This window comes from Pseudomonas lurida, from assembly GCF_002563895.1.
Lineage (GTDB): Bacteria > Pseudomonadota > Gammaproteobacteria > Pseudomonadales > Pseudomonadaceae > Aquipseudomonas > Aquipseudomonas lurida.
Genome location: NZ_PDJB01000001.1, coordinates 2,900,584 through 2,913,389, shown reverse-complemented (window position 1 = coordinate 2,913,389; position 12,806 = coordinate 2,900,584). Strand labels below are relative to the sequence as shown.

The window sequence follows — 12,806 nt, the reverse complement described above, 5'->3', positions numbered from 1 at the left end:
CACAGGTTGTAACCAAAAGTTAACTAAGAATTGTGAAAAGCTGTCGTATGAATGTGTTGAGCGGGCCTGCCCTGGGGCACGCCCGTGACGCGTTCAACCCTTACTATGGGCGTGGCAACTGACGCTCATTGAGTACCGAAAGCGGCCCGTTTTGCCGACGCACTTGCGCAAAATGCTGAATCAGCGCCACCAACACCCCCAGCATTAGCCCTGCCACCAGGCTTAACGCGATGATCAGGGGCTTTCTAGGCTTGATCGGCGCCAACGGTTCTTGAGCCTGGCGATCGACTGTCACCAGTTTCAGTGCGCTCATGTCGATATTAAGGCCACGCAGTCGCGCTTCCTCGGCCCAGAGTGGTTCGACGTCTCGCAGGAACATGTCCTCGTCCTTGCGGCTCTTGAGCACCTCCACTTCACGATTGACCTCAAGCATGCGCAATTCTTTGCCAATCTCGGCGACCCGACTGTTGGTGAAGTCATCATTGCTGCGTCGCGCTAGCGCCACCCGTTCGGCCTCCAGCGCGTCGGTGCCCATGAAGTACAGCGGGATTTTTTGATTGGTGACTTCGGTACGCATCACCTGGCTGGAACCATTGGACGCATCAGCCCCCATTGCAGAAGGCGTGGTGGGATGCTTGATGCCGATGGACTTGGCTATGGAGATAGCCTCGTCCAATTCTGCAAGGCGACTGATACGCTGCATTTTCATCTGCAAGCGCAAGGCAGTGAGCTCATCCTGCAACTGGGCCCGCTTGACCTTATCCGCCTCCAGCAGCCTGGCAATCTTCGACGCCTTGTCCGTTTCGTAATTGGCCCGTGCTGCGTCGATCTTGCCCTTGAGCTCGTTCAGGCGGTTGTTGACGATCACCTTGAGGTCCGCTCCCACCTGATCGCGTTCCTGCGCGATGGCGTAGGCCACGAACCCATTGAGAATCGCTACGCCGTCAACCCCACTGGGGTACTGCATTTCCAGGCGGATGTAATTGTTGAGTGAGCCGGGCTTCTTGGGATCCGGGAGGACCAGGTTGACCGCGTTGCGATTGAACGCCTCGAAGCTCTGCTCCAGGCTTCGCCCAGGTGTCTGGAAGGCCTCGAACAGCGCGGGGTTGGCCCTGAAGAATCCCAACCGGGCGTCATACGACTCAAGCTGCGCGCCGACTTTGGCCAGGGCATCGGTCGCAGGCAACTTGTAGACCTCCGAACGGTTGAGGGCATCGAGCTCATTGATTGCCGCAGGCCGCAACACACTGCTGACCTGGTAGACCTTCGGCGCCAGATACGCATAGCCTACTCCCAGAAGGCCTGCGAGAATGGTGCAACCGATGACCTGTTTTCTTTGCTTCCAGATCGCGTGAAACAGTTCAAAGAGATCAATTTCATCCGACGGTAAGTGTTGGTGTAGCTGGGGAGTGTTGTTCAAAATTCATACGCCCTGATGAGTTGACATCCAGCGCCCATAAACAACAGACCTGAATAACAACGTAATAAACAGAGGGCAACGTCCGGACCGGCGGTACAAGAGGACCTTTAACAGCAAAGGACCCCCTTGTTGATTGAAGTCTCACCATCCTAAGCAGCAAGGGTTTTCATTTCAGTTACAAGGGTGTCACTGCTGACAGACACCCAGAGCAAAGACGGTCCGTTACAAGACGTTACCCGGCGGCCAGGCAAGGTAACGTCAATCGCCTGTCGTGGTAACGAGAAATAGCATTAACAATTGAAAAATAAGATTTTTCCTACACCTGATTACATCTCAGGCAGATCACGCTTCAGCAAAAAGGAATTTGTATGTCATCTATCTCAGACCCCGATATTCAGGCCCTTCAAGGTGCCTGGGAGCAAGTCGCCCTCGAAGACAGCGGCGTGCTCAATCCTCCCGATGCCCACAGCGCTCCCGGTGCACTCACTACTATTACCGGAGACCGCTTCGAAGTGAAGACCGTCAGCGGCGAGGTGTTACTGGCTGGCCGGTTTTTTCTGGACAGCAGCACCGTTCCCAAGCGCATCACCTGGATCGACGCCATAGGGGATGACGCAGGCAAGCACCTACCCGCCAGCTATCGCCTCGAAGGGGATGAGTTCGTGTTCATTGCCGCGGATGAAAGTATGCCAAGGCCAATCGCGTTCAGTACTGGCCCAGGTCAAACCATGCGCACTTTCGTGCGGCGTACCTGAACGATGCGCCATCCGAACTTGCGACAGTATTTTCACAACCCCTTCACTTTCGGGTCTATAGGGTAAAGCCTACCTACTCCAGTGAATCCCTTAGCCCGCCTATCCCCGCGGGCTTTTTTTTGCCCTTGGAAAAACGCCTCAAGCGGGACGTTTGGTGGCGGTCAAGGTAAAGCACATTGGCAGTTGTGCGGGCTGGTGCTCGTACTGGTCGTACAGCTCTTCGCGATTGGAATGGGGGTATTCCTGCAGGTGGCTGATCTGCAAGTGCGCAGAGATCGCGGCACTGACCACATCGCCCAGGGTGTGCACGTACCAGTAGGACGTGGGCCCAGCCACTTCGCCCTGACCCTCGTAGACAATCGATTCCTGCAGCACGAAGGGTTCGCGCTGAAAGTAGGAACTGGCCGGCAGGAATGGGTTCTGCGCCCGTGGGTCGAACACCTCCAGGAACGGGTGGGTTTCATACATCACCAGCGTGCCACCGGGTTTCAACGTGCTGGCAACGTGGCGCATGAACGAGCCCACATCCGGCATCCAGCCCAGCACCCCGATGGTCACCAACGCAATATCGAAGCGCCCGAGCAAAGAGTGCGGCAAGTGATGGATATCACTTTCAATGAATTCAGGCTCGTGCGGCGAGACAGCCGCCAGCTCGCGGGCCTGCTGCAGGAACGCCTGCGATTGGTCCACCCCCACGACCGAACCTGCGCCGAGGCCAAACAATGAAAGGCTTTCGCGACCGTTGTTGCAGCACAATTGCACCACGTCCTTGCCGGCCACGCCGACGTCTTGCAGCAGGCCGGTGAGCGTGGGATCCAGGCAAGAGAAATCCGCATCGCCAACACTGTTGAGCAGCGCGGTCCAGGTGTCAGTGGTCTTGTGCAGGTTGGCAGATTGGTCCCAGGCGTCTTTGTTGCTGGCAATCGCCTGTTGAGCTGAGGGCATGTCCATTGCTTCTCCAGAAAATCCATACAGGGGCACAGAAAATAAGCCAAGTGCCCGCCGATTAAAACCCTAAGTAACGGGCGAAACTAAACGCAACGCCTGCGTGTCATTAACGCTGTGAGTGTTCAGTCCCTGGACGCCAACTCAGAAGACTTCGTCATGGCCAGACACTCCGACCTGCGCAACACCTTGTCCCTGGACAGCCTGAATTTTTTCCTGGCGGACGTACGCGACGGTCTTGGCCCCTACCTCGCTATCTACCTGCTGGCCGTACATAAATGGGACCCCGCCAGTATCGGCGTGGTCATGACCCTGGCCGGTATCGCCGCCCTCCTCACCCAGGGTCCGGCAGGCGCGCTGATCGACCGTACCCGCAGCAAGCGCGCAGTCATTGCCCTGGCCGCTATCGTGGTGACCGGCAGTTGCCTGCTGCTGCCGTTTGTCAGCTCTTTCAGCCTGGTGGCATTGACCCAGGCGGCAAGCGCCGTCGCCGCCTCGGTGTTCGCGCCGGCGATCAGCGCGATCTCCCTGGGCATCACCGGGCCGCGCGCGTTCACCCGGCGCACAGGGCGCAACGAAACGTTCAATCACGCCGGCAATGCCGTGGCTGCGCTGTTGGCCGGGGGCCTGGCTTACCTGTTTGGGCCAGTCGTGGTGTTCTACCTGATGGCCTTCATGGCGTTGGCCAGTATCGTCGCGATCAGTTGCGTGTCAGCCGAGGCGATCGACCACGATGTGGCTCGAGGTTTCGACCCGGCGCATCACACCGATCATGAACAACCCTCTGGCATGAAGGTGTTGCTGGCGAACCGCCCGCTATTGTTGTTCGCCATCTGCTGCGCCCTGTTCCACCTGGCCAATGCGGCGATGCTGCCGCTGGTCAGCCAGAAGCTGTCGCAGATTAACCTGCAGATGGCGACGCCGCTGACCTCGGCATGCATCGTCGCCGCGCAGTTGGTGATGGTGCCGATGGCCTGGCTGGTCGGGCTTAAAGCCGACATCTGGGGGCGCAAACCCCTTCTGCTGGCTGGCTTCATGATCCTGCCACTGCGCGGGGTGCTCTATACCTTGTCCAGCGACCCTTACTGGCTGGTAGCCGTGCAAATGCTCGACGGCATTGGCGCAGGGATTTTCGGCGCGCTGTTCCCGGTGATCGTCAAGGACCTGACCCAGGGCACCGGACGCTTCAACGTCAGCCTGGGCGCGCTGTCTACGGTATTCGGGCTGGGCGCCGCGCTGAGCAGCAGCCTGGCCGGCTTCGTGGTGCAGCAGGCCGGCTACAACGCCGCGTTCCTGACCCTGGCCGGTGTGGCCGCAGCGGCCTTGGCGCTGTTATGGCTGGCGATGCCGGAGACGTTGGAGAAACCTTCCTTCGCTCGACATACAACTGTCGCCTGACATATGCGACAATGCGCGCCAAATTCCAACACACATCCCCAATTTTCTGCTCAGCGACCGGGTTTCGCGCCTTGATGTCGCTGTTGACGCATGCCTGAAGGCCCTGCCGTCACGCTCGCAACCCATTGATAGGTAAAGTAATTGATCTCCACAGCTAACATCACCATGCAGTTCGGCGCCAAGCCGCTCTTCGAGAACGTCTCGGTCAAGTTCGGCGCTGGCAACCGTTATGGTCTGATCGGTGCCAACGGTTGCGGCAAGTCGACCTTCATGAAAATCCTCGGTGGTGACCTCGATCCGTCCGGCGGCCAGGTCATGCTGGAGCCGAACGTACGCCTGGGTAAACTGCGCCAGGACCAGTTCGCCTACGAAGAATTCACCGTGCTCGACACCGTGATCATGGGCCACGAAGAACTGTGGAAGGTCAAGGCCGAGCGCGACCGCATCTACTCGCTGCCGGAAATGAGCGAAGAAGACGGCATGGCAGTGGCCGAGCTGGAAACCGAGTTCGCCGAGATGGACGGCTACACCGCTGAATCCCGTGCCGGTGAACTGCTGCTGGGCCTGGGCATTCCCCTGGAACAGCATTTCGGCCCGATGAGCGAAGTGTCGCCAGGCTGGAAGCTGCGTGTATTGCTGGCCCAGGCGCTGTTCTCCGACCCTGAAGTGCTGTTGCTCGACGAACCGACCAACCACTTGGACATCAACACCATCCGCTGGCTGGAAAACATCCTGACCCAGCGCTCCAGCCTGATGATCATCATCTCTCACGACCGTCACTTCCTGAACAGCGTGTGCACCCACATGGCTGACCTGGACTACGGCGAGCTGCGCCTGTTCCCGGGCAACTACGACGAGTACATGACCGTGGCGACCCAGTCCCGCGAGCAATTGCTGTCGGACAACGCCAAGAAAAAAGCGCAGATCTCCGAACTGCAATCGTTCGTCAGCCGCTTCTCGGCCAACGCCTCGAAAGCCAAGCAGGCCACCTCCCGCGCCAAGGCGATCGACAAGATCCAGCTGGCCGAGGTCAAGCCTTCGAGCCGTGTGAGCCCGTTCATCCGTTTCGAACAGAACAAGAAACTGCACCGCCAGGCGGTCATCGTCGAGCGCATGGCCAAAGGTTTCGACGGCAAGCCGCTGTTCAAGGACTTCAGCTTCCAGGTTGAGGCCGGCGAGCGCGTGGCGATCATCGGCCCGAACGGTATCGGCAAGACCACCCTGCTGCGCACGCTGGTCAACGAACTGACCCCGGACGCCGGTAGCATCAAGTGGACCGACGCTGCGGAACTGGGCTACTACGCCCAGGACCATGCGCATGACTTCGAAGACGACGTCACGTTGTTCGACTGGATGGGCCAGTGGACGCAAGGCGAGCAAATGATCCGTGGCACCCTGGGTCGCATGCTGTTCTCCAACGACGAGATCCAGAAGTCGGTCAAAGTGATCTCCGGTGGTGAGCAAGGCCGCATGTTGTTCGGCAAGCTGATCCTGCAAAAGCCGAACGTGCTGATCATGGACGAACCAACCAACCACTTGGACATGGAGTCCATCGAAGCACTCAACCTGGCGCTGGAGAACTACCCGGGCACGTTGATCTTCGTCAGCCACGACCGCGAGTTCGTATCGTCCCTGGCCACCCGCATCATCGAGTTGAGCGCCACCGGCGTGATCGACTTCAGCGGCACCTATGACGACTACCTGCGCAGCCAAGGCGTCGTGTTTTAACAGCAGCTTTTAGCGCCAACCTGCAAGCTGCAAGAAGAAGCCCCGTCCATTGCGACGGGGCTTTTTGCTTTCAACTACGGAGCGAGGCGACCCCGCGATATCGTTGACGATTTCGCGCGCAAGCTCGCTCCTACAGAAAGACGGGTTATGCCATCATGCATTCACCGCCCGCCCGCGAACGAGTGCCCATGCCTGCCGCCACCCCCAGCTCCCTGTCGATCACCCTGCAGATCGTCTCCATCGTCTTCTACACCTTCATCGCGTTTATCTGCATCGGCCTGCCCATCGCGGTCATCCCTGGCTATGTGCATGAACAACTGGGGTTCAGCGCGGTGGTGGCCGGGATCACGATCGGCTCCCAATACCTGGCCACCCTGCTCAGCCGTCCCATGGCGGGGCGCATGTCCGACACCGTCGGCACCAAGCGGGCGATTGTGCTGGGGCTGGCCGGGATCCTCGTGAGTGGCGTGCTGACGTTTTTTGCCACGCTGGTGGACAGCCTGCCGTCGTTGAGCCTGGGCATCCTGGTCGTCGCCCGGTTATTGCTGGGCGTGGCGCAGGGGCTGATCGGCGTGGGCACCATCAGTTGGTGCATGGGCGCCGTCGGCGCAGAGCACACGGCGCGGTCAATTTCGTGGAACGGCATCGCGTCCTACGGTGCGATCGCCATTGGTGCGCCCCTTGGCGTGGTGATGGTGGCCGAGTATGGCTACAACAGCCTCGGTATCGCGCTGGCGGTGTTGTCCGCACTGGGCCTGGTGCTGATCCGCAACAAGCCGTCGGTGCCGGTGGTGCGCGGCGAGCGGTTACCGTTCTGGGCGGTGTTCGGGCGCATAGCGCCGTTTGGCGCCAGCCTGTGCCTGGCCTCGATTGGCTACGGCACCCTCACCACCTTTATCACCCTGTACTACCTCAATCGCGGCTGGGTCGGCGCGGCGTATTGCCTGACGGTATTCGGCGTGTGCTTTATCCTGTCGCGGCTGGTGTTCATCTCGGCCATCAGTCGCTTTGGCGGCTTCAGGGCGGCGATTGCCTGCATGACCATCGAGACCCTGGGCCTGGCCCTGCTGTGGCTGGCCCCTTCCACGGGCGTGGCCTTGATTGGCGCCGGGCTGACCGGCTTTGGCTTGTCGCTGGTGTACCCGGCGCTGGGTGTGGAGGCGATCAAGCAGGTACCCAACAGCAGCCGTGGCGCGGGGCTCAGCGCGTATGCAGTGTTCTTTGACCTGGCCCTGGCGATCGCCGGACCGTTGATGGGCGCCGTGGCCCTTAACCTGGGCTACGGCTGGATCTTCTTCTGCGCCGCCCTGCTATCGGTCACAGCCCTGGGCTTGACCCTGCTGCTCAAGCGTCGCGCTTACTGATCGGCCGTCTGCATACCCGCACGGGTGGATTGCCCGAGGGTGTGAGTGAAGAAACGCCCCGCCTCGGAAATCAGGTCACGGTGAATACCTTCGCGGTCGACGCCGTCAGCGTCGGTGCAAATCGCCGGCATCGCGGCCAACTGGTCGCTGTCGCACGGCGCCATGAACACGAAGTGCCCTGCCCCGGCCAGTAGCTTGAAGTCTGGCGGCTCTGGCAGTTTGCGCGCCAGGGCGGCAGCATTCTTGTCTACCGCCACCAGCTTGTCGCCATCGCCGCTGTAGAGCAGCACCGGCACGTGCACGTCCGCCAGGGTATGACGGCCGAACATCAGGCTCAGCGGCGCCATCAGCATCAACGCATGAATGCGCGGGTCGGATTGCGGTTGCAGGTCGTCGCGGTCCACCACCAGTTCGCCCTTGGTGTTACAGGCGTCGCGGTCTTCCGGGCGTTCCTGGCAATAACGGCGCAGCCGGTCGAAATCCGGCTTGGCACCGGCCAGGATCAATGCAGTCTCGCCGCCGGCTGAATAACCGATCACCCCTACCTGGTCGACGTTGACGAACGGCGACAGCATCGGGTCACCCAGGGTGGCGGTGATCGCCTCGGAAATCTGGATCGGCCGGCCATACAGGTTGCTCACCGTTCCCAGTCGACTGTGATCCTTGTAGTTGTCGCCTGGGTGCAGCACCGCTACCACCACAAAGCCTTTGCGTGCCAAGGAGGTGGCGAGGTCATGCAGCGCCAGGGGCGTGCCGGTGTTGCCATGGGACAACATCAACATCGGGAAACGGCCGATGGCGATCTTGGAGTCTTCGGTGGCAGCGACGTGGTAAGCACCCAGCTGCGTGGTGTGCTCAAGGCCGGTGGAGGGGTAGAAGGCCACCGCTTTCATCGGCTGCAGATCCAGCGGATCAAGAAACGTCATGCGATGGAAGCCCACACTCCAATGGGGGTGAGGCGCAGGAGCGGCGTGCACTGAAATCAGGCCGCCGAGCAGGGAAAGAACCATAACAGCACAAAGACGCATCATGGGGATGTCCACCTTTGCTGCGTGATAACCGACATATCGAAGAAACGTCCAGGTTGTTAAACCCATGCTTGCACAACCTGGGCCAAAGTAATGACAGCGGTCAAACGAAAAAACTCCGTACTCCGGTCGTTTTGAGGCGAGCAGAATACAGAGTTTAGGCGCCCGGCTTCAGATTGAAACCGAGGAGAGGCGAAATTTACACAAGCCTTACGCGGCGGCGAACAATTGTTCGTTGATCAGTGCGTTGGCGTCGCTCAGGGCTTTGCTGCGCACTTCGTCACCATAGGCCAGGCCTTCGGCACGCACGATTTCGATATCGGTGATACCGAGGAAGCCGAACAGCAACTTCAGATAGCCTTCATGGGCGGCACCGGAGGCTTGCCCGGCGTGCAGGCCACCCGCGGTGGAGACGATAATGACCTTCTTGTTGCCACACAGGCCTTCCGGACCCGCTTCGGTGTAGCGGAACGTCTGGCCGGCGACGGCGATGCGGTCGATCCAGGCTTTCAATTGGGTCGCAATGGTGAAGTTGTACATCGGCGCACCCACGACAACCGCATCGGCGGCGAGGAACTCAGCCAGCGACGAGGCACTCAGCTCGGCTTCGTGCTGTTGCGCGGCATCACGCAGTTCAGCGGCGGTACCCAAGGCGCCCAGGGTCGCGCCAGAGAAGTGGTTGATGCCTTCGCTGGCCAGGTCACGGTAAGTCACTTCCACACCCGGCTCCGCCGCTTGCCAGGCCTTGACCACGCTAGCGCTGAGCTGACGGGAAGCCGAGTTGTCGCCGAGGATGCTGGAATCGATATGCAACAGTTTCATGCGGGATCTCCAAGTGAGGATCGCGACGTGGCGATCAAGTGGAGTTAATCCTACAGATGATCCGAATAAACGATTAGAGGGTTTAAATGCGATTGTTTGTCCCACTGGTGAGACGATGTGCTGGCTTTTTTGATGGATTTGCAAGCGCCAGGCGCGGATAGTTCGTTCCATTGACAGGACAATAGGTTGACCATGCAGGACCTCAACGACCTCTATTATTTCGTTAAAGTTGTGGAAGCTGGTGGCTTCGCTGCAGCCGGACGGCTGCTGGGAATACCCAAGTCGCGGCTGTCACGGCGCATTGCCGAGCTGGAAGAACGCCTCGGCGCACGTCTGCTGCAACGCACTACGCGCCAATTGACCCTCACCGCTGTCGGCGAACGCTACCTGCGGCACTGCCAGGCCATGCTGCTGGAGGCGGAAATGGCCGATGAGGCCGTGGCCAGCATGTCGAGTGAACCCCGTGGGCGACTGCGGGTGAGCTGCCCGGTGGGTATGGCCCAGCACATCCTGCCGGAGCTGGTCGCCGGCTTCCTCGCAGCCCATCCTCAGGTGCAGTTGGAGATGACCCTGGTCAACCGCCGCGTCGACCTGGTAGCCGAAGGCATCGATGTGGCCCTGCGGGTGCGTGAATTCGGCGACGAGGACCCGCTGCTGGTCACCAAGCGCCTGCGTCAGGCCCAGACTGTGCTGGTGGCCAGCCCTGCCCTCATGCTCGGGCGCCAGGTGGCGACCTTGGATGACCTCAAGCAGTTGCCGATCCTGGGTGCGCTCGAGGCGGATCGCCTGGTGCATCAGCGCATTCTCGACCCCCAGGGCAACGCCCACGACCTGGCGATGGAAGCCCGGCTCGGCATTGATGATTTCATCGTACGCAAAGCCAGCGCCATCATGGGCCTGGGCTTTACCGTGCTGCCGATGATGTACTGTGAAGAAGAATTGGCCAGCGGCCGGTTGGTGCAACTGCTGCCGGAATGGTCTTTGCCGGGCGGCTGGCTGCAAGCGGTGTACCCGCATCGCCGTGGTGTATTGCCGGCCATTCGCGCCTGGATCGATTACCTCGAAGAAGGCTTCAAAGGCTGTGGAGACCGCCTGCTATGACGATGACCGAAGCCCAAGTCGCGACCTTCTGCCTCAGCCTGCCCGGCGCACGGGAAGACTACAAATGGGGTGGCGTGCGCGTGTTTTCCATTGCGGGCAACAAGATGTTTGCCCTGCAGAACCTGCGCGGTGATTCTCTGGCGTTCAAGGTCGACAAAGAGCTGTTTCTGGGGCATGTCGATCGCCCGGGCATCCACCCTGCGCCTTACCTGGCGCGGGCGCAGTGGGTCATCATGAACACGCCCTACCCGCTGGGTGCCGAGGAACTGCGTGGGCTGTTGCAGCGCTCCCACCAATTGGTGGTGAGCAAGCTGCCCAAGCGCACTCAGGTTGGCCTGCTTCTAGAGACATAGGTATCGGTGCCGAGGGCGCTTTGTCACGCCGGTGGCCCGACAGCCAACCACTGTCTAACCGTCACCCCGCGACCCAACTGTGGAAGCGGGCTTGCTCGCGAAGGCGGCCTGACAGCCGACCAGGAGATTGGATCAGACCGCGTACATATCCGTTATTTAGGCAACGGCTGCTATGGTTTCCGCTCTTACAGCGGGTCACTTTGGAAAAGAGCCCCAAAGTCACCAAAAGGGCTCTTGCCCCAACACTCGGCACCTCGCTCACGCTCGGTGTGCTCGTAATCCGACAGTGATTTGGGGGGCCGCCGCCACGCGCCCTCCATGGCGCGGGGCAGCTAAACCGGCATCCCTGCCGGTTTACCCCCCAAATCCCTGTCGAATTCCGGCCAGCGTGTTTGATGGGGCGCCTAGGATCAAAAGCTGGAGCGAGAGCCAGAGCAAGAGCAGCTCGCTTCGCATCGTGGTTAGGGGGGGTACAAAGTTGTGTAGGTAATTATGCCTAGAGGACTGACCATAACGTGCCGCCCAGGAACAACTGGTCCAGCCAGAACACTTGGTGCAGCAGCACGATCACCCAGAACAGCACCTGGTAAGACACTTTGCGCGTCTTGTGCCGGAACACTTGCTGGGCGATCAGCGCTCCCGGCCAGCCGCCCGCCAGCTCGACGGCGTGCAAAATGTTTTCCGGGGTGCGCCAGCTGTCGGTGCGCGCCTTGCGCTTGTCGCTCCAGTAAAGGAAGAACGCGATCACGCTGACCACGCCATAGGCTGCCAGCGGGATCACCGTCTCGCCACGCTGCCACACCAATACCGAACCCAACAACGGCGCTGCGCATAGCAACACAAAGAGCGCCGCCTTCAGGCGCGGGTACTGGATCATCATGCCTTGGCCGCCGCCCAGTCGATCCAGCCGAACTGCCAGGTTGCCAGGATCAGCAGGCCGAATGCGATGCGGTACCAGGCAAACGCGGCATAGCTGTGGCTGGCGATGAACTTGAGCAAACCCTTGACCGCAATCATCGCGAAGATGAACGACGTCACGAAGCCGATGGCGAACACCGGCAGGTCCGAAGGCTGGAACAGGTCACGGTACTTGTAGCCCGAATACACCGCTGCACCGACCATGGTCGGCATCGCCAGGAAGAACGAGAACTCGGTGGCGGTCTTGCGTGACAGCCCGAAGAGCAGCCCGCCGATAATGGTCGAACCCGAACGCGAGGTGCCCGGAATCATCGCCAGGCACTGGGCCAGGCCAACCTTGAGCGCGTCTTTCCAAGTGATGTCGTCGACGGTTTCGGCGTGCACTTCGTGCTCGCGGCGCTCGGCCCACAACATGATGATGCCGCCCACCACCAACGCCGTGGCGACAGTGATCGGGTTGAACAGGTAGTGGTGAATCAGGTCGGCGAAAATCACCCCCAGCACCACCGCCGGCAGAAAGGCGATCAGCAGGTTGACGGTGAACCGCTGGGCCTTGCGCTGGGTCGGCAGGCCACTGACCACTTCGAAAATCTTGCCGCGAAATTCCCACACCACCGCCAGGATCGCGCCCAGCTGGATGATGATGTTGAACGCGTTGAAACGGTCGCCGGTAAAGTCGAGCAAGTCGGCGACGATGATCTGGTGGCCGGTGCTTGAAATCGGCAGGAACTCCGTAAGCCCCTCCACGACGCCAAGAATCAATGCCTGAATGGCGGTCCAAAAATCCATGTTTCCCCCAAAGGTCATGCTCAACGGCATGCCTCGTTAATCTTTTTTAGTGGTTCACTGACGACAAGGCACCGGTGTTGAGTTTCAACCCCGGCCTGCAAAAATTGCGTGAAAAATCAGGCAGTACTCAGGTTTTGCGATTGCAGGCCGAAAGCCTATCAGACAAGGCGGAAAAGTCGATGCAG

12 protein-coding genes are annotated in these 12,806 nt (G+C 60.2%); 6 read left to right on the top strand and 6 right to left on the bottom strand.

Annotated elements, in window-relative coordinates:
* Positions 1-103 precede the first annotated feature (103 nt).
* Positions 104-1,420: a Wzz/FepE/Etk N-terminal domain-containing protein gene (locus tag ATH90_RS13085; protein ID WP_098466451.1), complete on the bottom strand. Its 1,317-nt coding sequence runs from the start codon at positions 1,418-1,420 to the stop codon at positions 104-106.
* 368 nt (positions 1,421-1,788) lie between these two features.
* Here ATH90_RS13085 and ATH90_RS13080 point away from each other — a divergent pair, with 368 nt between their 5' ends.
* Positions 1,789-2,175 carry a TIGR03067 domain-containing protein gene (locus tag ATH90_RS13080; RefSeq protein WP_034103537.1) on the top strand — a complete coding sequence of 129 codons (387 nt, stop codon included), beginning with the start codon at positions 1,789-1,791 and terminating at the stop codon, positions 2,173-2,175.
* Positions 2,176-2,313: 138 nt separating this feature from the next.
* On the opposite strand, the gene ATH90_RS13075 is transcribed toward ATH90_RS13080, so the two are convergent.
* The gene (locus ATH90_RS13075; protein WP_098466450.1) at positions 2,314-3,126 is read right to left on the bottom strand and encodes a class I SAM-dependent methyltransferase; all 813 of its coding nucleotides are present in this window, start codon (positions 3,124-3,126) and stop codon (positions 2,314-2,316) included.
* Positions 3,127-3,279: 153 nt separating this feature from the next.
* Between ATH90_RS13075 and ATH90_RS13070 the strand changes: the two genes are divergently transcribed.
* The 3 genes from ATH90_RS13070 (at position 3,280) to ATH90_RS13060 (ending at position 7,610) form a co-directional block, all read left to right on the top strand.
* Positions 3,280-4,518, top strand: coding sequence for an MFS transporter (locus tag ATH90_RS13070; RefSeq protein WP_069023933.1), 1,239 nt, complete (start codon positions 3,280-3,282; stop codon positions 4,516-4,518).
* A 141-nt stretch (positions 4,519-4,659) separates the two neighbouring features.
* Positions 4,660-6,246 (top strand): ABC-F family ATPase, encoded by a 1,587-nt coding sequence (locus tag ATH90_RS13065; protein ID WP_010210624.1) that lies wholly within the window; start codon positions 4,660-4,662, stop codon positions 6,244-6,246.
* A gap of 188 nt (positions 6,247-6,434) precedes the next feature.
* On the top strand, positions 6,435-7,610 hold the full coding sequence (locus ATH90_RS13060) for an MFS transporter (protein WP_069023934.1): 1,176 nt from the start codon (positions 6,435-6,437) through the stop codon (positions 7,608-7,610).
* Here ATH90_RS13060 and ATH90_RS13055 read toward each other — a convergent pair.
* Positions 7,604-8,641 (bottom strand): alpha/beta hydrolase family protein, encoded by a 1,038-nt coding sequence (locus ATH90_RS13055; protein WP_098466449.1) that lies wholly within the window; start codon positions 8,639-8,641, stop codon positions 7,604-7,606. The two genes, ATH90_RS13060 and ATH90_RS13055, sit on opposite strands and share 7 nt — an antisense overlap.
* 207 nt (positions 8,642-8,848) lie before the next feature.
* The gene (locus tag ATH90_RS13050; RefSeq protein ID WP_034103549.1) at positions 8,849-9,460 is read right to left on the bottom strand and encodes an FMN-dependent NADH-azoreductase; all 612 of its coding nucleotides are present in this window, start codon (positions 9,458-9,460) and stop codon (positions 8,849-8,851) included.
* A gap of 192 nt (positions 9,461-9,652) precedes the next feature.
* On the opposite strand from ATH90_RS13050, the gene ATH90_RS13045 reads away from it, so the two are divergent.
* Both ATH90_RS13045 and ATH90_RS13040 read left to right on the top strand, forming a co-directional pair.
* On the top strand, positions 9,653-10,561 hold the full coding sequence (locus ATH90_RS13045; protein WP_098466448.1) for a LysR substrate-binding domain-containing protein: 909 nt from the start codon (positions 9,653-9,655) through the stop codon (positions 10,559-10,561).
* Complete coding sequence (locus tag ATH90_RS13040; RefSeq protein ID WP_034103560.1) at positions 10,558-10,914, top strand: MmcQ/YjbR family DNA-binding protein; 357 nt, start codon at positions 10,558-10,560, stop codon at positions 10,912-10,914. The genes ATH90_RS13045 and ATH90_RS13040 overlap by 4 nt, the downstream gene beginning before the upstream one ends.
* Positions 10,915-11,410: 496 nt before the next feature.
* On the opposite strand, the gene ATH90_RS13035 is transcribed toward ATH90_RS13040, so the two are convergent.
* Both ATH90_RS13035 and ATH90_RS13030 read right to left on the bottom strand, forming a co-directional pair.
* Positions 11,411-11,794: a DUF1294 domain-containing protein gene (locus ATH90_RS13035; protein WP_098466447.1), complete on the bottom strand. Its 384-nt coding sequence runs from the start codon at positions 11,792-11,794 to the stop codon at positions 11,411-11,413.
* On the bottom strand, positions 11,791-12,621 hold the full coding sequence (locus ATH90_RS13030) for an undecaprenyl-diphosphate phosphatase (protein ID WP_034109370.1): 831 nt from the start codon (positions 12,619-12,621) through the stop codon (positions 11,791-11,793). The genes ATH90_RS13035 and ATH90_RS13030 overlap by 4 nt, the downstream gene beginning before the upstream one ends.
* Positions 12,622-12,806 lie beyond the last annotated feature (185 nt).

Excerpts from the sequence above, each read along its gene's own strand:
- ATH90_RS13080 (WP_034103537.1), top strand. The coding sequence starts at position 1,789 with ATGTCATCTATCTCAGACCCCGATATTCAGGCCCTTCAAGGTGCCTGG.
- ATH90_RS13075 (WP_098466450.1), bottom strand. The coding sequence starts at position 3,126 with ATGGACATGCCCTCAGCTCAACAGGCGATTGCCAGCAACAAAGACGCC.
- ATH90_RS13070 (WP_069023933.1), top strand. The coding sequence starts at position 3,280 with ATGGCCAGACACTCCGACCTGCGCAACACCTTGTCCCTGGACAGCCTG.
- ATH90_RS13060 (WP_069023934.1), top strand. The coding sequence starts at position 6,435 with ATGCCTGCCGCCACCCCCAGCTCCCTGTCGATCACCCTGCAGATCGTC.
- ATH90_RS13055 (WP_098466449.1), bottom strand. The coding sequence starts at position 8,641 with ATGATGCGTCTTTGTGCTGTTATGGTTCTTTCCCTGCTCGGCGGCCTG.
- ATH90_RS13050 (WP_034103549.1), bottom strand. The coding sequence starts at position 9,460 with ATGAAACTGTTGCATATCGATTCCAGCATCCTCGGCGACAACTCGGCT.
- ATH90_RS13045 (WP_098466448.1), top strand. The coding sequence starts at position 9,653 with ATGCAGGACCTCAACGACCTCTATTATTTCGTTAAAGTTGTGGAAGCT.
- ATH90_RS13040 (WP_034103560.1), top strand. The coding sequence starts at position 10,558 with ATGACGATGACCGAAGCCCAAGTCGCGACCTTCTGCCTCAGCCTGCCC.
- ATH90_RS13035 (WP_098466447.1), bottom strand. The coding sequence starts at position 11,794 with ATGATGATCCAGTACCCGCGCCTGAAGGCGGCGCTCTTTGTGTTGCTA.
- ATH90_RS13030 (WP_034109370.1), bottom strand. The coding sequence starts at position 12,621 with ATGGATTTTTGGACCGCCATTCAGGCATTGATTCTTGGCGTCGTGGAG.